This is a genomic window from Kribbella sp. VKM Ac-2568 (assembly GCF_004345365.1).
GTDB lineage: Bacteria > Actinomycetota > Actinomycetes > Propionibacteriales > Kribbellaceae > Kribbella > Kribbella orskensis.
The window spans coordinates 323504-342205 of record NZ_SLVF01000003.1; the positions used below are offsets into that span (position 1 = coordinate 323504).

The window sequence follows — 18702 nt, forward strand, 5'->3', positions numbered from 1 at the left end:
GGAGCCGGAGTGACGTGGCGCACAGTACGGGCAGCAACGCCCCTGCGCCGGACTCCGCCCGGCCCGAATCCCGTCTGGAGGTCACCGCGATGAGCGAAACCCGCCGCGCGGACGGCGACCCTGAACTGACGACGTACCGAGATGTCCAGCTGTCACCGGACTTCTCCGAGCTGCGTCGCCGCTTCCGGCGCTTCGTGTTCCCGATGACCGGCCTGTTCCTGGCCTGGTACTTCCTCTACGTCCTGCTCGCCGCCTACGCCCCCGACTTCATGTCGCACAAGGTCGCCGGCAACATCAACGTCGCGCTGCTGTTCGGGCTCGGCCAGTTCGTCTCGACCTTCGCGATCACGATGATCTACGTCCGCTGGGCCGACAAGGAGATCGACCCCGCCGCCGAGAAGATGCGGCACCTGATCGAGGGAGAACACCAGTGAGCGCGCCAATGATGTTGCCGCTGGCAACCGAGATCGGCAACCCGACGGTCAACATCGCGATCTTCGCGCTGTTCGTGGTGGCCACCCTGGCGATCGTGATCCGGGCCTCCCGGAACAACCGGACCGCGGCCGACTACTACGCCGGCGGCCGGTCGTTCACCGGCCCGCAGAACGGCATCGCGATCGCGGGCGACTACCTGTCCGCCGCGTCCTTCCTGGGCATCGCCGGCGCGATCGCGCTGAACGGCTACGACGGCTTCCTCTACTCGATCGGCTTCCTGGTCGCCTGGCTGGTTGCCCTGCTGCTGGTCGCCGAACTGATCCGGAACACCGGCCGCTTCACGATGGCCGACGTACTGTCCTTCCGGCTGAAGCAGCGCCCGGTCCGGATGGCCGCGGCGATCTCGACCCTGGTCGTCAGCTTCTTCTACCTGCTGGCCCAGATGGCCGGCGCCGGTGGTCTGGTCGCGCTGCTGCTCGGCATCTCGGGCCGCGCCGGTCAGAGCCTGGTGATCGCGGTGGTCGGCCTGCTGATGGTCACCTACGTGCTCGTCGGCGGCATGAAGGGCACCACCTGGGTCCAGATCGTCAAGGCGGTGCTGCTCGTCATCGGCGCCGGCATCATGACGCTGTGGGTGCTCGCGAAGTACGCCTTCAACCTTTCCGACCTGCTCGGTGCCGCGGTCGACAAGAGCCCGGCCGCCGGCGAGAAGCTGCTCAACCCGGGCCTGCAGTACGGCGCGACCGGGATCAGCAAGCTCGACTTCATCTCGCTCGCGCTGGCCCTGGTGCTCGGCACCGCCGGTCTGCCGCACGTGCTGATGCGCTTCTACACGGTCCCCTCCTCCAAGGAGGCCCGGCGCAGTGTCTCGTGGGCGATCTGGATCATCGGCATCTTCTACCTGTTCACCCTCGTGCTCGGGTACGGCGCGGCCGCGCTGGTGGGACCCGACGCGATCCGGGCGGCTCCCGGCAAGGCGAACTCGGCCGCCCCGCTGCTGGCGTACGAACTGGGTGGTGAGCTCCTGCTCGGGGTGATCTCCGCGGTCGCCTTCGCCACGATCCTCGCGGTGGTGGCCGGCCTGACGATCACGGCGAGCGCGTCGTTCGCCCACGACATCTACGGCCAGGTGATCAAGAAGGGCCAGGTCAGCGGCGACGGCGAGGTCCGGGTCGCCCGGATCACCGTACTGGTGATCGGTGTGGTCGCGATCATCGGCGGCATCTTCGCCAACGGCCAGAACATCGCGTTCCTGGTCGCCCTGGCCTTCGCGGTCGCGGCGAGCGCGAACCTGCCGACCATCCTCTACTCACTGTTCTGGCGGCGCTTCAACACCCGCGGCGCGCTCTGGAGCATCTACGGCGGCCTGTCCTCCGCGATCATCCTGATCGCGTTCTCCCCGGTCGTCTCCGGCAAGGTCGACGCCAAGACCGGCGCCAGCCTGTCGATGATCACCGACACCAGCATCGACTTCCACTGGTTCCCGCTGGACAACCCGGGAATCGTCTCGATCCCGCTCGCCTTCGTGCTCGGCATCGTCGGCACGCTGACCAGCAAGGAAGGCACGAACATCGACAAGTTCGCCGAGATGGAGGTCCGCTCCCTGACCGGCGCGGGCGCCGAGAAGGCGGTCCAGCACTAGTCCAGCTCACCGAGACCTGCCAGGCAGGCCCTGCTGCGTTCTTGCGAACCTGCCTGACAGCACCACTTCCGCCCTCCGCGACGGGCCCGGCAAACCAGCCGGGCCCGTCCGGCGTTCCACCCCAAATCGGATAGCCGCCGGGCAGGCGGCCGCGGGCGGGTGGTCAGCCGACGTGGAGGCTGGGCCAGAGTTCGAGGAACTGCCAGTACGAAGTCTCGCCGCGATGCTCCTCGGCCGCGTGCAGCCGCCCGAAGGTGAACGCGTTACCGCCATCCAGGTGGACCTGTACCGCGAGCTGCCTGAGCAGCTCCCTCGCGACCACGCTGTCCTGGTGCTCGCCGAGCACTTCCTGCACCTGTTCGGCCCGCGCGGCGAGCTCGCTCGCCTTCGAGCCGAGCACCGGTTCGGCCGACTCCGCGGCGTACCGGAGTCGCTTGGCGGCCTTGCGGACCTCGTGCAGCTCGTGATCCCGCTCGGTGATGTCCTCGGCGCTCTCCACCCGGCGGACCGCCTTCCGCATCCGCTTCCAGTCGTGCTTCAGCAGCTCGGGGAGTTGCTTGGCCGCCTTGCGCGGTGACTCCTCGGTGAGCGGCGGCTGGGTGAGCAGCTCATCGAGGGTGTCGAGCAGCCGGAAGTATCGCTCGCTCTCGAGAGCCGCCAGCGCCTGCACCCGGGCTGCCTTGTAGACGCCCCGCAGGTGGTCGTCGATGGTGCCGGCGACGCGGCCCATCACCAGCTCAACCGGTTGCGCGTCGACCGCAGTATCGAAGTGCTCGCGCAGTACTTCGGCGTCGCGTGCGCCGCCGAGCTCACCGGCGAACCATTTCAGCTCCTCGCGGATCAGGTCTCCCGCCTCGCGATCCACCACCGGCCGGTACGTCGCGAGGGCGGACCGCAGCCGCCGCGTCGCCACCCGCATCTTGTGCACCGAGTCGGGCAGGTCCCGCCGTACTTCGGGGTCGCGCAGGTAGATCGCCTTCACCTGCGCCGCGGCGTACGCGTGGAACAGGTCGGCCGTGACCGGCTTGGCAGGAAGCTCCCAGGAGTCGGGAGCGGGAACGCGATCGCCGAGCGCGCGGGCCAGCTTGCTCGGGCCGGACGCGGGCGAGGCACCGGCTGCGAGCAGCAAGGGCGTCGCGGCTTCCAGCAGCTCCTGCTCGCCGTTGACCAGCTCGACCTCCCACTCGCGCCAGCTCTCGGTGACGTCGTCGACGGTCGAGGTCACCTCGTCGTCGCTCACCTCGGCGAGGACCTCGCCGTCGGCGTCGAGCAACCGGTGCACGATCCGGCGGGTAGCAAGCGTCACCACCGGCACCAGCTCGTTGTCGCGGACGTGCACCCGGACCGTGCGCACCACCTGGATCGGCACCTTCCGGACCGCCCGGCCGAGCGGGTGGCGGATCTCCAGCCGTTCGCCCGACGAGATCGGCAGCTTCACGTGCCAGCCGTCGTCCTCACCACCGGTACGCCGGCGCAAGGTCACCTTCGCCGCGGCGAGATCGAAAGCCTCGGTGTCGAAGTACACCGCCTCCAGCTGCAGCTCGACCGGCGGCGCGACACTCGCGACTCCGGGCAACTCGTGCAGCGCGGGCAGGGTCGCGTGCTCGTCGACGTCGTACTTGCTCTCGATCTCAACCTGCTCAGTCGGCGACATGTCCCTTGTCTACCAGTCGCGACCAATCGGTCCTACCCCGATGCGTGTCAAGATTCCCGACCGGCGGCAGCCCTCAGTTCATCCAACAGACGCTCAAGGTCCCGGTCCTGTTCACCGGTCCGTCGGGTCACCGGGTCCTTCGGACAGGGCTGGCGGCGGCGGTTCCACTCCAGCCCCGCGACGACCAACACCAGCACGACGATCAGCCACATGGTCCGGCTCCTCCCGGGACGAGGCCGACAGCCTTGAAGAACGTGTAGTGGAAGGTGCCACCGGGCTCGGCCGATCGCTCCAGGGCACGGATCCCTTGCTCCCACTGCGCCGGTGTCCGCAGTCCGGCGGCGAGCGCGCGCTCCCGGACCGACTCGACCATCGCGATGAACGTCTTCCGGGTGAACCCGTCGACCAGGTGCGGCAGCGTCTCGTCGGCGTACACGGTGCACGGCCAGGCTCGGACGTCGTCGTAGCCGGCGCCCGCGAGCAGCGGCTGTAACTGCCGTCCGATCAGGGCGTCACCGCCGACCAGTGCCTGCAAGTCGGTCAGGCAGTCGATGAGCGCCTGCGCGTCGTCGCTGCGCGGGTGGAAGAACGCCGAACCGTGGTCGCCCTCGATCACCGTGATCGAGCCGCCCGGCCGCACCAGCCTCCGCAGTACGGCGAGCGCCTGCTGGGGTTCGGGGAGATGCTCGAGCACGAAGCAGACGAAGAGGTGGTCGAACGATCGGTCCTCGAACGGCAGCTCCAGCAGGTCGCCGTGGTGCCACTCGACTCGTGCACCCGGCGCCTCAGCGGCAACCCGGGCCTTGGCGAGCGCCAGCGACTCCTCGGAGATGTCGACCGAGACAAGATCGATCCCCGGGCTGCCGGTGACCAGTTGCACGGTCTGCGCGCCGACACCGCAGCCGACCTCGAGCACCCGGCTGCCCGCCGGATACCTGGTGCTGCCGTGCAGCGAGTCGGCCAGAGTCCTCGCCTGGTCGGTGAGCCGGCGCGTCTCGTCGGCGGTGTACCCGTGCACGTAGTCAGTTCCCATAAGCCCAAGGTGCCGCCACAATGGTCCGGTGAACAGGTCCAATCAAGCCAAGATTGGTAGGTCCATACCTGGCGAGACCGTCCCTCAGCCGCCTGGCGCGGACTTCCTCCAACTGCGTCCGGAGGATGCGCCGGCAGGCGGGCTGGCCGACTGGCTGGCCGAGCGTTTCCGCGCGGCGATCTCCGACGGGCGGCTACCGATCGGCAGCCGCCTCCCTGCCACCCGCGTGCTGGCCGTCGAGCTCCAGATCTCCCGCGGCGTCGTCACCGAGGCCTACCAACGCCTGACCGAGGACGGCCACGTCGCCGGTCGGGGTCGCGGGGGGACGGTTGTGGTCGCCGCCCCGATCAGCACCTCCCGCACCGACTCCGACAGCACCTCCGGCGCTCCCGCCGGCTCCAGTACGGCGTCCGCCACCTCCCGCGGCCGCACCAGACCGACTGATGGTGTTGTTCCGGAGCCTGGGCTGGAGGTGTTCGACGCGATGCGGGCGCTCCCCGCACGGATCGACCTCACGCCCGGGGTGCCTGATCTGGCCGCGTTCCCGCGCGCCGCCTGGCTCAAGGCCGAGCGGGCAGTCCTCACCGACCTCTCCGCCTCAGCCTTCGGCTACGGAAACCCAGCCGGTACTCCGGAACTGCGGCTGGCCGTCGCGAACTGGATCGCGCGCAACCGCGGCATCAAGGCCGACCCGGCTGACCTCATCATCGTGGCGGGCGTCTCCCAGGCCCTGAGCCTGGTCTCACAGGTGCTGCAGAACGACGGCATCCACGAGATCGCCGTCGAGGACCCCGGTTCACTCGGGTCCCGGTTGCACCTGCAGGCCTGGGGAATGCGGACCCCACCCATCCCGGTCGACTCTGATGGACTCCGGGTGGACGCCCTCCGCGAGAGCGGTGCACGGGCCGTGGTGGTCACACCCGCACACCAGTTCCCGACGGGCGTCGTACTGGACGGTGAGCGGCGGCGGGAGCTCATGCAGTGGGCAACCGAGGGCGGGGTGATCCTGGAGGACGACTACGACGCGGAGCACCGGTACGACCGGCCGCCGGTTCCCGCTCTGCGGGCAATGCTGACCGATCGCGTCATCTATGCGGGCAGCCTCTCGAAGATCCTCGCCCCGGCCCTGCGGATCGGCTGGATGCTGCCGCCGGCGCAGTACCGGGGAGCCCTGGTCGGCGCGAAACGCCTTGCGGATCTGGGCAATGCGACCCTGCCACAGTTGGTGATCGCCCACTTGATGGCGTCCGGCGAGCTGGAACGCCAGCTGCGCTTCGTCCGCAGGCGCCACCGGCAGCGCCGTGACGCCATGATCGATGCCATCAGCAACCACATCCCCGGCGCCACCGTGCACGGCGCCGCCGCCGGGCTGCACCTCACCATCACGTTCGACGACCAGCAGCTCGACGACCGCCGGCTGGCCTCGGCGACCCTGGACCTCGGCGTGAAGACCGAGCCACTGTCCTGGCACTACCAGGAACCCCGTTCTCCAGGCCTGGTACTCGGCTACGCCGCCCGCACTCCTACCGAGATCACCGAGGCGATCGCCACCATCGCCGAAGTACTGCGCTGACGCCGCGGCGGGTCAGGGCTCGATCAGGCCGGCGCGGATGGCGTAGCGGGTCAGCTCGGTGCGGTCGCGCATGCCGAGTTTCTGCAGGATGTTGGCGCGATGCCGCTCGACCGTCTTGGGACTGATGGTCAGCGCGTTGGCGATCTCCCTGGAGGAGTGGCCTTCCGCGATCAGCTTGACCACCTCGTCCTCGCGCGGGGTGAGCACCTGACCCGGCAGCCGTTCGCCCCGGCGTACCCGTTCGAGGTAGTCACGCACCAGCGTGCTCATCACGCCCGGGTAGAGGAAGGACTCACCCCGGGCGGCCGCGCGGCAGGCGTCCACCAGGTCGCGGTCGGCGACGGACTTCAGCACGTACCCCGAGGCCCCCGCCTTCAGCGCGGCGAAGAAGTACTGCTCGTTGTCGTACATCGACAGCATCAGGATGCGCGGTGGCTCGCGCCGCCGGGACAGTTCCAGGGCGGCCTGCAACCCGGTCATCCGGGGCATCGCCACATCGAGAACCGCCAGATCGACAGGCGTAGTACGAGCGATCTCCACTGCCTCGGCACCGTCGCCGGCCTCGGCCACCACGGTCAGGTCGGGCTCGTTGTCGAGGATCAGCCGGACGCCCCGGCGGACGAGCGCGTGATCGTCGGCGAGCAGGATCCGGATCACGAGAGCTCCTCCGCCGCGACGAGCAACCGGACCGCAGTACCCCGACCGGGCCGGTCGTCGACCTGGAGCTCGCCACCGATCAGCAAAGCTCTCTCCCGCATCCCGCGAATGCCCGTGCCCTCCTCGGCTCCTCGCAGACCGCGGCCGTTGTCCTCGATGCCCAGCACCAGGTGCGAGCCCTGGCGGCGCAGCGACAGCTCGACCAGATCAGCTCCGGAATGTCGCGCCACGTTGGTCAAGGCCTCCTGAGCGACTCGGTAGATCACCAGCTCGGTCTCCGGAGCAACCGGCGGCAAGCCGGGCGAGAAGACCCGGCGGACGTGCATCCCGCGCGCGGAGAACTCCGTCGCCAACGCGGCCAGCGCGTTGTGCAGCCCCAGATCCTCCAGTACTCCGGGCCGCAGCCGCCGGGCCACTTCGCGGACCTCGTCCAACCCGGCGCGGGTGGTCTCCTGGACCAGCGTGATCTCGTCCAGCAGCTCCTCGGGAGCCCGGTCGGCCAGCCGCTTCAGGCCGAGCAGAACCGCGGTGAGGCTCTGGCCGATCTCGTCGTGCAGTTCCTGGGCGATCCGGTGCCGCTCGGCCTCCTGGGCGGCCAGTGCCTTCGCGTTGCTGGTTCCTCGCTCGATCTCCAGCCGGGTCAGCATCGCGTTGAAACTCTTGACGAGCTTCGCCACCGTCCCGCTGCCGTCCTCGGGCAGCCGCTGGCCCGGACGCTGCAGGTCGACCTGCTCCATCAGCCGGATCAACCGGTCCAGCGGCGCCAGGCTGGTGCGCAGCAGGAGCGAGTTCAGCACCACGATGCCGGCGAGCCCGAGCAGCAGCACGATCGCCTCGGACACCAGCACGCGGGCGGAGACCGTGACCGGCAGCAACGCGAGCGCAACTGTCGCGGTCACCAGTACCAGCCCGTTGATCAGGCAGACCCGCCAGTACAGGGGCATTCCCATTCCCGAGCTCACCGTTCCACCCTCACCCACGCCGATCGGACTGTCCACGCATCCAGCCGAAGTTGGGGTGCAGCACTCATACCCCCACACCACCCTGCCGACACAGACTGGTCCTGCGACGGACGGCCGGCAGACGTGGGGTTCGCCGACCGTCCGCCGCACCAGCAACCCCCACCGCCGACGGCACCCGTCGCGTCGGCACCCGAGGAGCCGGCCATGCCCTCCACCCCAGGCACCACAGCCACAACCACAGGCACAGCCACAGGCACGGGCCCAGACGCCGCAGCGGCACAGGTCGCGGCGGTCCTCCCGCCCGATGGAGGCTGGCGATGGGTGGTTGCCGGAGTCATCGTGCTGGCCGTCCTGGCGGTTCTGGCCGTCCGGACGACTCCGAGCGGCTGCTGGCTGGTCGTCAGCCGGTTCGGGCGGGTTGTTCGGGTGGCGGACTCCGGTCTCGTCCTGCGGTTGCCATTCATCGAGCGCTGCAACTCCCTTCCTCGGACCTCGCTGCACCTGCCGATCACAGTGTCCGCCCGCACGCGGGACGCAGTACCGGTTCATCTGCTCGCGACCGCGGTCGTGCGGATCGTGGACCCGGCCGTCGCCGCCGGCTGCGCGGACCCGGTCGGCTCCGCGGCGGGCACGGTCCAGACCGCGCTCGCTCAGCTGATCTCCCGTGTCGAGACTGCAGACCTGCTGGCATTCCGGACGAAACCTGTCACGGAGGAGTCCAGTCGGCTGTCCGCCGAGTTCGGCCTGGCCGTGGACATGATCGTTGTCGACGGCATCGAAACCGAGCTCACCCCTGGATTGCTGGGCCTGGCGCCGACTCATACGAAGTACCGCAACCAGACGTAGACCCAAGCCATCGAGATACTGAGGGCCGTCACCACGATGCCGTACCGGGTGAACTGCCAGAAGGTGATGTGGTGCCCGGTCCGCGAAGCGATGCCCAGGGCAACCACATTCGCGCTGGCGGCCACCGCCGTCCCGTTGCCGCCGAAGTCCGCGCCGAGGGCGAAGGCCCACCACAGCGACTGCCCGGTGTCCGGATCCGGTGCCTCGGCGACCACGCCCTCCACCACCGGCGTCATCGCCGCGACGTATGGGATGTTGTCGAAGAAGGCCCCCAGTACTCCGGAGCCGAACAGCAGCGCGGTCGCCGCGACCAGGTAGTTGTCGCCGACCTGGGCGACCGCCCAGTGACCGATCTCGGAGATGACTCCGGTGTGCACGAGTCCGGCCACCATCACGAACAGGCCCATGAAGAAGACCAGGGTCGACCACTCGACCTCGCGCAGTACGTCGGGCACGTCGACCCCGGAGACCAGCACCATCGCGCCGGCGCCGACCAGGGCGACGATGGACGGCTCCAGATGCAACACCGAGTGCAGGGCGAATCCGACCACCACCAGGGCCAGTACGACGAGGCAGCGCGCCAATAGCCGGCCGTCCTTGATCGCCCGGCGCTCCTGCAGCGCGAGCACCGCCGCCACCTGCTCGGGGTTGTAGCGGAACGAGCGGCGGAACAGCAGCCGGGTGAGCAGGACGAAGGCCACGAAGACGATCACCACGATCGGCGCCATGTGCACCAGGAAGTCGTTGAACGTCAGGCCCGCCCGGCTGCCGATGATGATGTTCGGCGGATCGCCGATCAGGGTCGCGGCACCACCGATGTTCGAGGCGAGCACCTCGGCGATCAGGTACGGCTGGGCCGGGATCCGGAGCCGGTCGCAGACCACCACGGTGACCGGCGCGACCAGCATGATCGTGGTGACGTTGTCCAGGAACGGCGAGGCGATCGCGGTGATCACCATCAGCATCACCATCAGGCGGTAGGGCTCGCCGCGGGACCGCTTCGCCGCCCAGATGCCGAGGTAGTCGAACACCCCGGTCTGCTTGATGATGCCGACGATGATCATCATGCCGAGCAGCAGGAAGATGACGTTCCAGTCGATCCCCTCGTGCTCGGAGTAGAACACCTCGGCGCCCGGGGCGAGCCCGAGCAGCACCATCGCGGCGGCCGCGATCAGCACGACCTTGACCTTGTTCGCCTTCTCGGTGGCGATGAAGAAGAACGCCAGCGCGAAGATCGCCAGCGCGAGAGCCTGTCTCACCGGGTCACCCCGGCGGCGGCTCGCCGGGCCCGGTGACCGCGAGACTGGTCAGCAGCCGCTCCAGCGTGATCGTCCCCGTCAGTACGCCGTCCGGCCCGACCACGGCCACCAACGGGCTGCGCAGTCGCGCCATCACGGCGGCGATCTCCAGCAGGGTGGCATCGGCGGAGACCGTGGCCGGCCTGAGCGGCTGGCGCGGCAGGCAGTCGCCGACGGACAGTCCACCCAACTCCCGCCAGAAGGAGTCCGCCCGAGCCTCGTCGACCGTGCGGGCCAGCATCGGGTCCTCCTGGAACGACCCGGGGATCGCGAGCCGCAGTACCTGCGAACCTGGGAGCACCGCGGTCGGCCGGGAGTCCGCGTCGACCACGATCAGCCCGGGCAGCCGTCCGACGGCCATCATCCGGACCGCCTTCGCCACCGGGTCCGCGCTGGTCACGGTCGGGAGACTGACAGCGATATCACCAGCCTGCATGGCACCGTCCCGTCGTTCCGAGGCGGGCCTCGCCGGGACCCCGGCCGTGACCGTCGGAGAGACTCCCATGTCGCGCACCTCACCTCTGCACTGGAGCTCGGCCGCCTCACATCGACGAGGCGGCTTGTCCAGAAAGTCTTGCTGCGCGAGAGCTGCGGCTGAATGGGTTCCAGCACCCATCTCCCCGGGTGCCGGGGAGCTGCGGGGCCGCGAGGTCAGCGGGTGTAGAGCGGGGATATCGCGAGGGTGAAGGCGATCAGGTCGTCCTTGTCGGCCTTGCCGGGCGGCAGGGGGACGAGGTCGATGATCTTGTCGGTGCCGACGCGGATGATGCCGCGGCCGGAGGCGGTGTCGACGTAGCCCTCGTCGCCCAGCGGGACGGACTCCGAGGTCGCGGCCTTGCGGGCTGGCGCGATCACCTTCTCGGCGTCCGCGACCCGCCGGACGCTGGTGTAGAGCACGCCGGTCGCGGTGATCCAGCCGCACACCAGGTCACCCGCGTCGGTCTCGCTGTCCCGGCGGATCATCGCCGGTGCGCTGAGCACCTTGTCCGCCCTGGACGAGCCACGCTCGCACTCCTCTCGGGTGATCAGCGGCGACGCCTCCGGCAGGCCGGGCGCCTGCTGCAGCGCGTCCTGCCCCAGTACTACGTACTTCGCGACCGTGGCGGGTGGTCCGCTGATCTTCAGGAGCTTCCCGTCCAGCAGGAACACCACGAACCGGCTCGTGCCGAACCCACCCTGTCCCAGCGTGACGGGCTTCGCCGGCTCCGCCTTGGTGGCGTCGTAGGCCTTCCGCGCCGCGGCAAGAGTCGCCGGGGTCGCGGGGAGCACGGAGATGCCGACCCGCAGTACCGGGCCGCTGGGGCTCGTGCTGAGGCCCAGTTGGCACACGTCGTACGTCGGGAGGCCGAACTCGGCCGGGACGCCCTTCGGCTGGATCTGGACCACCGGCACGGCGAGAGTCTTCTGCACGAGCGTCTGGTCCATCCGCACGCACAGGGTGTCCGCGACCTTGGACGTCGGCGGCCCGCTCGGCGTCTGCGAGGGGGTCTCGGATGGCGTCTCGGTAGGCGTAGTGCTGACGGGCACCAACGGCGGCACGTTCGGCGCATCCTCAGCCCCCGAGCCCCCGCAACCGGCCAGGACGAGCACGCCCGCGACGACGAAGGCAACCGGACGGATACGCATGGTGACCCAGACTAGCCGCCGGGTGTTACTCGCGGCTTTCGAGGAATTCCTTGGTCTTGGCGATGGCGAAGCCCCAGCCTTGGCTCACCGTGGGCTCCGGTGGGATCGCCACCTCGTCGGGATTGGTCAGGACGTCGAGCAGCACGGGCCCCGGCGTCGCGAGCGCCCGCTTAACGGCCTCGTCCACCTCGCCCGGCGCGGTCACCCGGATCCCGGTCAGGCCCATCGCCACGGCGACAGCCGCGAAGTCCGGGTTCTGCAACTTCGTCCCGTACTCCGGGAGGCCGACCTGCTCCATCTCCAGCTTCACCATGCCGAGGCGCTCGTTGTCGAACACCACCAGCTTCACCGGCAGCTCGTAGGAGACCGCGGTGATCAGGTCGCCCAGCAGCATCGACAGCCCGCCGTCACCGCAGAACGCGATCACCTGGCGGTCCCGGTCCACCGCGGCCAGGCCGAGCGCCTGCGGCATCGCGTTCGCCATCGAGCCGAGGTTGTACGACCCCACCAGCCGCCGGTCGCCCCGCAGCCGGAGGAACCGCGCGAGCCACACCGTCGACATCCCGGTGTCGCTGGTGAAGACCGCGTCGTCCGCCGCGTGCCGGTCGATCGCCGCCGCGAGCAGTTCGGGCCGGATCCGCGCGTCCGGGTTGTCCACCTTGCGGCGCAGCAAACCCTTCGGCTTCCGGTCGAACTTCGGGTCGGTGAACTGCTGCTGCCGCTCCCGCCAGGCGGAGTACGACGCTCTGGCCTTGTCCAGGTGGCTCGTGTCGGTCTTCTGGTGGAGCAACGGCAACAGCTGGGCGAGCGTCGGGCGCGCGTGCCCGGCCAGCCCGTGGTCGACCGCGACCCGCCGGCCGATGTGCTCACCGCGCAGGTCCAACTGGATGACGGTCTTCCCGGCCGGCAGGAACTCGCGGTACGGGAAGTCGGTGCCGACCAGGAACAGCGCGTCGCAACCGTCGAACGCCACCTTGCTCGCGTGATTGCCGAGCAGGCCGGACTGACCGACCTCCTGCGGCACCTGCTCCTCGAAGCCCTCCTTTGCCTTCAGCGTGAGCACCACCGGCGCTGCCAGCCTGGTCGCCAGCTGCTGCACCTCGGTGAGCGCCTCACGGGCGCCGATCCCGACCAGCAGCGTGACCTTCTCAGCCGCGTTCAGCGCCGCCGCGGCCTGCTCGAGCGCGGCCGGGTCGGGAACGGTGTGCGACGCCGGCTCGAGGAACTTCGGCACCGGCGTGCCGCTCGGTACTTCGAGGCCACCGACGTCGCCAGGGATCGACAGGACGGCGACCCCGCGCTCGGTCAGGGCGGCGTTCACAGCCTGCTCGATCAACGCGGGCGCCTGCTCGGGGGTGGTGATGGTCTGCCGGTAGACGGCGACGTCCGCGAACAGGGCGTCATTGTCGACCTCCTGGAAGAAGTCGCTGCCGATCTCCTCGCGGGGGACCTGGCCGCAGATCGCGAGCACCGGGACGCCGGACTTCGCCGCGTCGTACAGGCCGTTGAGCAGGTGGATCGCGCCCGGTCCGACCGTCCCCATGCAGACCCCGAGCCGGCCCGTCAGCGTCGCCTGGGCGCCGGCTGCGAAGGCTCCGGCCTCCTCGTGCCGGACGCCGATCCACTCGACGCGGTCCTCGCGGCGGATGGCGTCGGTGACTGGGTTCAAGGCGTCGCCGACGACACCCCAGACGGTGGTGACGCCATGATCGGCCAGCGATTCGACGAGCAACTCAGCGATGGTGGTCATGCCGCTCCTTGGAGCCGAGGGTCTGTTTCGACGCTACCCCGACGCCTGTACCCCGGTTCGGAGATCGCGCTCACGGACGGCGTGCTCGTCGGTGCGCGAGTCGTACCGCCAGAACTCGCGCAGCCAGACCGAGGTGCCGATCACGCCGGCGACGCAGAGGATGCCGCCGCTGACGATCGCCGTACGGACGCCGGCGAGGTCCGCGACCAGGCCGGAGCGGGCCTGACCGCCGAGCGGGCCGAGCGAGTAGCCGAGCATCTCGATGCCGGCCAGCCGCCCGCGCATCTCGTCCGGGATGGTCTGATTCCAGATCACCGAGCGGAACAGCACCGAGACCATGTCCGCGCCACCCGCCACCGCGAAGAAGGCGATCGCGAACCAGATGTTCGGCGCCAGCCCGGCGATCCCGACCGCGGCACCCCAGGTCATGGTGGCGATCACCACCGCCCGGCCCTGGTGGTGCACCCGTTTGGCCCAGCCACTGGTCAAGCTGGCAGCCATCGCGCCGATCGCCTCGGCGCTGTAGAGCAGGCCGAGCAGTTTCGGTTCCTTCAGTACCTCGGTGGCGAACGCGGGGAACAGCACGATCGGCATCGCCAGGAACATGCCGACCATGTCGACCAGGTAGGTGGCGAGCAGATCCTTGCGGCGGAACGCGTAGACGATCCCGTCGCCGATCCCCCGCAGGCTGGGCGGCGTACTGTGCTCGCTCGCCTTGTAGGAGCCGAGCCGCAGGTACAGGGCGGTCGCGATGATCAGCCCGGTCAGCTCGACCCCGAACGCCCAGGTCACGCCGACTGTCCCGACCAGTACGCCGCCCAGCGCAGGCCCGGCGAGCTGGCCGATCTGCATCGTCAGCGAGGTCAGCGCCACCGCCGCGGCCATCTCCTCGTGCTTCACCACCCGCGGGAACAACGCCTCCCGGCTGGGTCGCTGCAGCGAGGTGGCGATCGCGTTCAGCGCGCCGCAGACGTAGATCAGCCAGACCTGCGGGTTGTCGAGCAGTGAGTTGCCGAGCATCAACGCGCAGATCAGGGCCTGCGCGATCCCGGTCGCGATCAGCATCTTCCGGCGATCCACGTGATCGGCCAGCGCCCCGCCGTACAGGCCGAAGACGACCAGCGGCGCGATCGTCACCAGGCCCATCGCGCCGACCGCGAAGTTCGAGCCGGTCAGCTGGTAGAGCTGGAACGGCAGCGCCACGTAGCCGACCATGCCGCCGAGGAAGAACACCGACCCGGCGACCACCAGGATGCGGAAGTCGCGGGAACCGTGCCACGGGGTCAGATCGACGCGGAGCCGGGCCAGCCTGGCGCGGAAAGTGGTTGCCACCGGCCCATGGTGACACCGGCGTCCCGGCGGGACGAACCTGTTTTACCCCTTGGTTACCGCTGTGGTCGTCCCGTTGGTCATCTGGGCAGCAGTGGGAGCAGGCCGCTGAGGTCGGTGCGTTCGCCGCTGGCGCGAACCTTGCCGGTCGCGCGGGCCTCGGTCCAGCCGATCCGGCCCAGCGCCAGGTCGATCCACAGCTCGGCCGGCAGCTCCACCACTGCGCCGGGGGTGCCGCGGGTGTGCCGGGGTCCCTCGATGCACTGCACAGCGCCGTACGGCGGTACTCGCACCTCCACCGCGTGGCCCGGAGCCTTGGCCACCAGGAGCTTCAGCAGACCCTTCACCAGCAGCTTGAGGTCGGCCCGTCCGGCTTCGCCGGCGTCGTACCGGCGCAGTGCCGCTTCCAGTGCCTGGTCAGGGGTTTCGTCCTTCTCCACGACGGGCCAGCGTACGCCGCGCCTGCTATTGCAGAGGTTTCAGCGTCTGTTCGGGATCTGGTTTCGCCGACGCCCCCTTCGTACCTGATAATCAGATGGCGACCGAGAGAACGGAAGCGGAGGTCGGATGCTCACGCCCAGGCACCAGGCGCTGCTGGCGACACTGGCGGGAATGACCGTCGGTGTGGCCGTCTTCGGCACGGTTCTGGCGATCAACAACGCATCCAGCCCGGACACCCCCGCCGGCATCGTGCAGCCCTCGCCGACGCCGAAGCCCTCCGCGACGGACGGCCTGCAGCCCGGTTCGCTGCAGTTCACGGCGGCCAGCTTCGGCTCCGACCAGGCCCCGATCACCTCCGAGGTGCCGGCGGGGTGGAAGAGCACCCAGGGCGGCCTCCGCCCGCGGTACGCCGATCCGACCGGCGTCTGGCAGATCCGCTTCGACGCCCGCGGCAGCAAGCAGTCGCCGGACAAGCAGGTGGACGCCCGCGTCCGGAGCATCGACGAGAAGGACCTCAAGGTGATCAGCCGCGACGGCGGGACGCTGATCTACACCTACGTGGACAAGACCCGCGGTCCCCGGATGGGCCTGTCCCGCTGGCTCCCGGCCGACGACGGCAAGCGCTCCGCGATCGAGATCACCGTCGGTGGCCGCCCCCAGGACGAAGCCGGCCTCCGCGCAGTCCTCGACCACGCCACCGACACCCTCCAACTCCCCACCAACAACGACAACCGCCCGAGCTAGCAGGTCGTTCACCTGGAGCGTGGTGCGAGCTGCGGGGTCAGCAGTTCAGGTCGGCGGTGGGGGCGGTGCCTTTCAGGAGGTAGGTTTCCACGGCGTTGTCGACGCAGGCGTTGCCCTCGTTGTAGCCGGTGTGGCCGTCGCCGTCGCGGGTGATCAGCACGCCGCTCTCCAGCTGCCCGGCCAGCCCGACCGCCCACGCGTACGGCGTCGCCGGGTCGCGGGTGGTCCCGACGACCACGATCGGCTTGGCGCCGGGTGCCTTGATGGCGTGCGGCCTGTCCTCCGGCTTCACCGGCCAGTTGGCACAGGCCAGCGATCCCCAGAGCAGGAACGACCCGAACCGCGGCGAGGCCGCCTGGTACGCCGCCTCCTGCGACTTCGCCTGGGCGACCGAGCCGATGTCGGGGCGATCGACGCAGTTCACCGCGTAGATCACCTCGTTGGCGTTGTTCGAGTACCCGCGCGGGGTGCGATCGGTGTACTCGTCGGCCAGGGCGAGCAGCCGGGCGCCCTTCCCGGCCAGCCCGTCGAGCACCGCATCCTCGAGCCGCGGCCAGTAGTCCTTGAGATACAGGGGATAGATCACGCCCAGCACGACCATCGCCTGGGTCACCTCGCGCTTGCCATCACCCGGAAGCGGGTTGGCGTCGCTGTCGTCGAGCAGCTTGTCGACCTTGGCGAGCACCTCGGCCTTGCTGCTGCCGAGCCGGCAGGAACGCTGCGCGCAGTCCTCCGCAAACGCCTCCAGCGCGGTGTCGAACCCCTTGGCCTGAGCCATGTTGTTCGACTCGGACGACTTCGACGGGTCCACCGCGCCATCCAGCACGAGCCGGCCGACGTTCTTCGGGAAGAGCTCCGCGTAGGTCGCGCCGAGCAAGGTGCCGTAGGACATGCCGAGGTAGTAAAGCTCGGAGTCGCCGACGATGCCTCGCAGTACGTCGATGTCGCGGGCGGCGTCCTTGGTCGAGACGTGCGGCAGCAGCTCGCCTGAGCGCTGCTCACAGCCGTCGGCCAGTGTCTTGGCCTCGGTGTTCAGCTGGTTGATCTCGGCTTCGTTGTCGGGGCTGCCGTCCGCGGCGATGAACTGGTCCAGCTGCTCGGTGTCGAGGCAGCGGACCGGCGTCGACTCGCCGACTCCGCGCGGGTCCCAGCCGATCACGTCGAACTTCCGCAGCAGCGGCGCGCCCAGGACGAACCCGGCCGCGGCCGCGAACTCCTGACCGGAGGCGCCCGGACCGCCCGGGTTGATGAAGAGCGTGCCGATCTTGCCGGTGCGGTCCCGGGCCGGCACCTTGCGGGCGCGCAGCTCGATCGTCTTGCCGGAGGGGTTCTCGTAGTCGAGCGGCACGGTGATGGTCGCGCACTGGTTGCCCGAGCCGCAGCGCTCCCAGTTGGGCTGCTGCTGGTAGAACTTCTCGAGCCCCACGGGGATCGGTCCGGCCGGCCCCTTGGTCGAGGTGCCGCCCGGCTGCGTACGGCCCCCACCGTCGGCGTCCTGCGCCCGGCCGGCCACACCACAGCCCGCGGTCAGGAGCGCCAGGGCTGCCAGCACTGCTGTTGTCCTGCGCGTCTTCACTGCGAGCCGTCTCCCGTACCGTCGCCTGCTCCTGCATCCCGTTCATCTCCGGCACCCGCCGCAGCATCCGGAGCCGGCGCTGCGTCCTCGTGGCCCACCCGCCGACGCCTGCGGGGCTTCCGCCTGCGAGTGGTCGGGCTCACCTGGTCCGGCTCCGGCGTATCCAGCTGTGCCGGCTCAGCAGCTTCTGCCGAGTCTGCAACCGGTTCGGAGATCTCCGGGGAGTCTGGCAGGCGCTGGGGGTCCTGGAGGTCCACCGGCAGCGGCGCGTCGGGGGTAGTGGTGGACGAGGCCTCGTACTGCTGGCGCGGTGAGCACACGTCGGCCCGGCTGCAGGCACACCTGCGTCCGGAGGCGGCCAGTCGGACCACGACCGTGTCGCTCGGCACGTTGTGTCCGACGACCACGCCGTCCCCCGCCGGCGTCTCGACCGCAGTACCGGTGGCCGGAGCCTTCGCGTTGAACTCCTGGTACAGCGGGTGCTCGTACTTCAGGCAGCACATCAGCCGCCCGCAGGCTCCGGAGATCTTCAGCGGGTTGAGCGGCAGGTCCTGGTCCTTCGCCATCCGGACGCTCACCGGCTCGAAGTCCTTCAGGAAGGTCGCGCAGCACAGGTCGCGACCACACGGCCCGATTCCGCCCTGCAGGCGGGCCTCGTCGCGGGCGCCGACCTGGCGCAGCTCGATCCGGGCCCGCAGACCGCGGGCGAGATCGCGGACCAGGTCGCGGAAGTCCACCCGGTGCGGTGCGGAGAAGTACACGATGACCAACTGGTCGACGTCCGCGCGCCGGTCCACGAAGTCGATGCCGACCACCTTCATCGGCAGGCCGTGCTCGCGGATCAGCCGCTTCGCGGTCAGCCGGGCGTCGGCCCGGCGCTGCCGGTTCTGCTCGTCGCGGTCCAGGTCGGCCGTGGTCGCGACGCCCTCACACTGCGGCAGCCCACCGATCTCCTCCGTGACGTACTGCGGCGCCCAGACGCACTCGGCGACCTCCGGCCCGTCGTCGGTCGGGACCAGCACTTTGTCCCCGACCCGCGGTCTGTGCGGGCCGGGGTCCAGGTAGTACAGCCGCCCGTACCGCTCGAACGACACTGCCATCACCATGCCCACGCCGTCAGCCTACGTGGCGATCAG

Annotated in this window: 18 protein-coding genes; 5 read left to right on the forward strand and 13 right to left on the reverse strand. The window is 69.7% G+C overall.

Features of this window, described 5'->3' with window-relative positions; genetic code table 11:
• Positions 1 to 89 precede the first annotated feature (89 nt).
• Positions 90 to 434 carry a DUF485 domain-containing protein gene (locus tag EV648_RS09025; RefSeq protein WP_132190308.1) on the forward strand — a complete coding sequence of 115 codons (345 nt, stop codon included), beginning with the start codon at positions 90 to 92 and terminating at the stop codon, positions 432 to 434.
• Between the two features lie 8 nt (positions 435 to 442).
• Positions 443 to 2077 (forward strand): cation acetate symporter, encoded by a 1635-nt coding sequence (locus EV648_RS09030; RefSeq protein WP_199234537.1) that lies wholly within the window; start codon positions 443 to 445, stop codon positions 2075 to 2077.
• Positions 2078 to 2240: 163 nt separating this feature from the next.
• Here the strand turns inward: EV648_RS09030 and EV648_RS09035 are convergent, their stop codons facing one another.
• From EV648_RS09035 to EV648_RS09040, 3 genes are read right to left on the reverse strand one after another with little or no spacing between them, the layout of a single operon-like run.
• Positions 2241 to 3731: a CYTH and CHAD domain-containing protein gene (locus EV648_RS09035; protein WP_132287590.1), complete on the reverse strand. Its 1491-nt coding sequence runs from the start codon at positions 3729 to 3731 to the stop codon at positions 2241 to 2243.
• A 47-nt stretch (positions 3732 to 3778) separates the two neighbouring features.
• Positions 3779 to 3943: a hypothetical protein gene (locus EV648_RS43110; RefSeq protein ID WP_199234508.1), complete on the reverse strand. Its 165-nt coding sequence runs from the start codon at positions 3941 to 3943 to the stop codon at positions 3779 to 3781.
• On the reverse strand, positions 3934 to 4764 hold the full coding sequence (locus tag EV648_RS09040) for a methyltransferase domain-containing protein (RefSeq protein ID WP_132287592.1): 831 nt from the start codon (positions 4762 to 4764) through the stop codon (positions 3934 to 3936). The genes EV648_RS43110 and EV648_RS09040 overlap by 10 nt, the downstream gene beginning before the upstream one ends.
• A 28-nt stretch (positions 4765 to 4792) precedes the next feature.
• Here EV648_RS09040 and EV648_RS09045 point away from each other — a divergent pair, with 28 nt between their 5' ends.
• Positions 4793 to 6337: a PLP-dependent aminotransferase family protein gene (locus EV648_RS09045; RefSeq protein ID WP_132287595.1), complete on the forward strand. Its 1545-nt coding sequence runs from the start codon at positions 4793 to 4795 to the stop codon at positions 6335 to 6337.
• A gap of 12 nt (positions 6338 to 6349) precedes the next feature.
• Here the strand turns inward: EV648_RS09045 and EV648_RS09050 are convergent, their stop codons facing one another.
• On the reverse strand, positions 6350 to 6994 hold the full coding sequence (locus EV648_RS09050; RefSeq protein ID WP_199234509.1) for a response regulator transcription factor: 645 nt from the start codon (positions 6992 to 6994) through the stop codon (positions 6350 to 6352).
• Positions 6991 to 7992 (reverse strand): histidine kinase, encoded by a 1002-nt coding sequence (locus EV648_RS09055; protein WP_241994982.1) that lies wholly within the window; start codon positions 7990 to 7992, stop codon positions 6991 to 6993. The genes EV648_RS09050 and EV648_RS09055 overlap by 4 nt, the downstream gene beginning before the upstream one ends.
• 285 nt (positions 7993 to 8277) lie before the next feature.
• Between EV648_RS09055 and EV648_RS09060 the strand changes: the two genes are divergently transcribed.
• Positions 8278 to 8802: an SPFH domain-containing protein gene (locus tag EV648_RS09060; protein WP_158293949.1), complete on the forward strand. Its 525-nt coding sequence runs from the start codon at positions 8278 to 8280 to the stop codon at positions 8800 to 8802.
• Here the strand turns inward: EV648_RS09060 and EV648_RS09065 are convergent.
• The 6 genes from EV648_RS09065 to EV648_RS09090 all read right to left on the reverse strand — a co-directional run bounded on the left by EV648_RS09065 (position 8775) and on the right by EV648_RS09090 (position 15245).
• Positions 8775 to 10061, reverse strand: coding sequence for an ArsB/NhaD family transporter (locus EV648_RS09065; protein WP_132287601.1), 1287 nt, complete (start codon positions 10059 to 10061; stop codon positions 8775 to 8777). The two genes, EV648_RS09060 and EV648_RS09065, sit on opposite strands and share 28 nt — an antisense overlap.
• A 4-nt stretch (positions 10062 to 10065) precedes the next feature.
• A complete protein-coding gene (locus tag EV648_RS09070) occupies positions 10066 to 10500 on the reverse strand; it encodes a CBS domain-containing protein (protein ID WP_241994983.1) in 435 nt (144 codons plus the stop codon).
• A gap of 251 nt (positions 10501 to 10751) precedes the next feature.
• Positions 10752 to 11726 (reverse strand): hypothetical protein, encoded by a 975-nt coding sequence (locus tag EV648_RS09075; RefSeq protein ID WP_241994984.1) that lies wholly within the window; start codon positions 11724 to 11726, stop codon positions 10752 to 10754.
• A 25-nt stretch (positions 11727 to 11751) separates the two neighbouring features.
• Positions 11752 to 13476 (reverse strand): thiamine pyrophosphate-dependent enzyme, encoded by a 1725-nt coding sequence (locus EV648_RS09080; protein ID WP_132287604.1) that lies wholly within the window; start codon positions 13474 to 13476, stop codon positions 11752 to 11754.
• Between the two features lie 33 nt (positions 13477 to 13509).
• Positions 13510 to 14808, reverse strand: coding sequence for an MFS transporter (locus tag EV648_RS09085; protein WP_132287607.1), 1299 nt, complete (start codon positions 14806 to 14808; stop codon positions 13510 to 13512).
• A 77-nt stretch (positions 14809 to 14885) separates the two neighbouring features.
• Entirely contained in the window at positions 14886 to 15245 is a 360-nt protein-coding gene (locus tag EV648_RS09090) for a sterol carrier family protein (protein WP_241994985.1), read from the reverse strand.
• Positions 15246 to 15372: 127 nt separating this feature from the next.
• Here EV648_RS09090 and EV648_RS09095 point away from each other — a divergent pair, with 127 nt between their 5' ends.
• On the forward strand, positions 15373 to 15990 hold the full coding sequence (locus tag EV648_RS09095) for a hypothetical protein (RefSeq protein ID WP_132287610.1): 618 nt from the start codon (positions 15373 to 15375) through the stop codon (positions 15988 to 15990).
• Between the two features lie 37 nt (positions 15991 to 16027).
• Here the strand turns inward: EV648_RS09095 and EV648_RS09100 are convergent, their stop codons facing one another.
• Both EV648_RS09100 and EV648_RS09105 read right to left on the reverse strand, forming a co-directional pair.
• Positions 16028 to 17542 (reverse strand): alpha/beta hydrolase, encoded by a 1515-nt coding sequence (locus tag EV648_RS09100; protein WP_241994986.1) that lies wholly within the window; start codon positions 17540 to 17542, stop codon positions 16028 to 16030.
• Between the two features lie 20 nt (positions 17543 to 17562).
• Complete coding sequence (locus EV648_RS09105; RefSeq protein WP_241995038.1) at positions 17563 to 18672, reverse strand: regulatory iron-sulfur-containing complex subunit RicT; 1110 nt, start codon at positions 18670 to 18672, stop codon at positions 17563 to 17565.
• Between the last annotated feature and the right edge of the window lie 30 nt (positions 18673 to 18702).

Bases quoted from the DNA above. Each gene is read 5' to 3' on its own strand.
- EV648_RS09035 (WP_132287590.1), bottom strand. From the start codon at position 3,731: ATGTCGCCGACTGAGCAGGTTGAGATCGAGAGCAAGTACGACGTCGAC.
- EV648_RS43110 (WP_199234508.1), bottom strand. From the start codon at position 3,943: ATGTGGCTGATCGTCGTGCTGGTGTTGGTCGTCGCGGGGCTGGAGTGG.
- EV648_RS09105 (WP_241995038.1), bottom strand. From the start codon at position 18,672: ATGGTGATGGCAGTGTCGTTCGAGCGGTACGGGCGGCTGTACTACCTG.
- EV648_RS09025 (WP_132190308.1), top strand. From the start codon at position 90: ATGAGCGAAACCCGCCGCGCGGACGGCGACCCTGAACTGACGACGTAC.
- EV648_RS09040 (WP_132287592.1), bottom strand. From the start codon at position 4,764: ATGGGAACTGACTACGTGCACGGGTACACCGCCGACGAGACGCGCCGG.
- EV648_RS09095 (WP_132287610.1), top strand. From the start codon at position 15,373: ATGCTCACGCCCAGGCACCAGGCGCTGCTGGCGACACTGGCGGGAATG.
- EV648_RS09080 (WP_132287604.1), bottom strand. From the start codon at position 13,476: ATGACCACCATCGCTGAGTTGCTCGTCGAATCGCTGGCCGATCATGGC.
- EV648_RS09075 (WP_241994984.1), bottom strand. From the start codon at position 11,726: ATGCGTATCCGTCCGGTTGCCTTCGTCGTCGCGGGCGTGCTCGTCCTG.
- EV648_RS09030 (WP_199234537.1), top strand. From the start codon at position 443: ATGATGTTGCCGCTGGCAACCGAGATCGGCAACCCGACGGTCAACATC.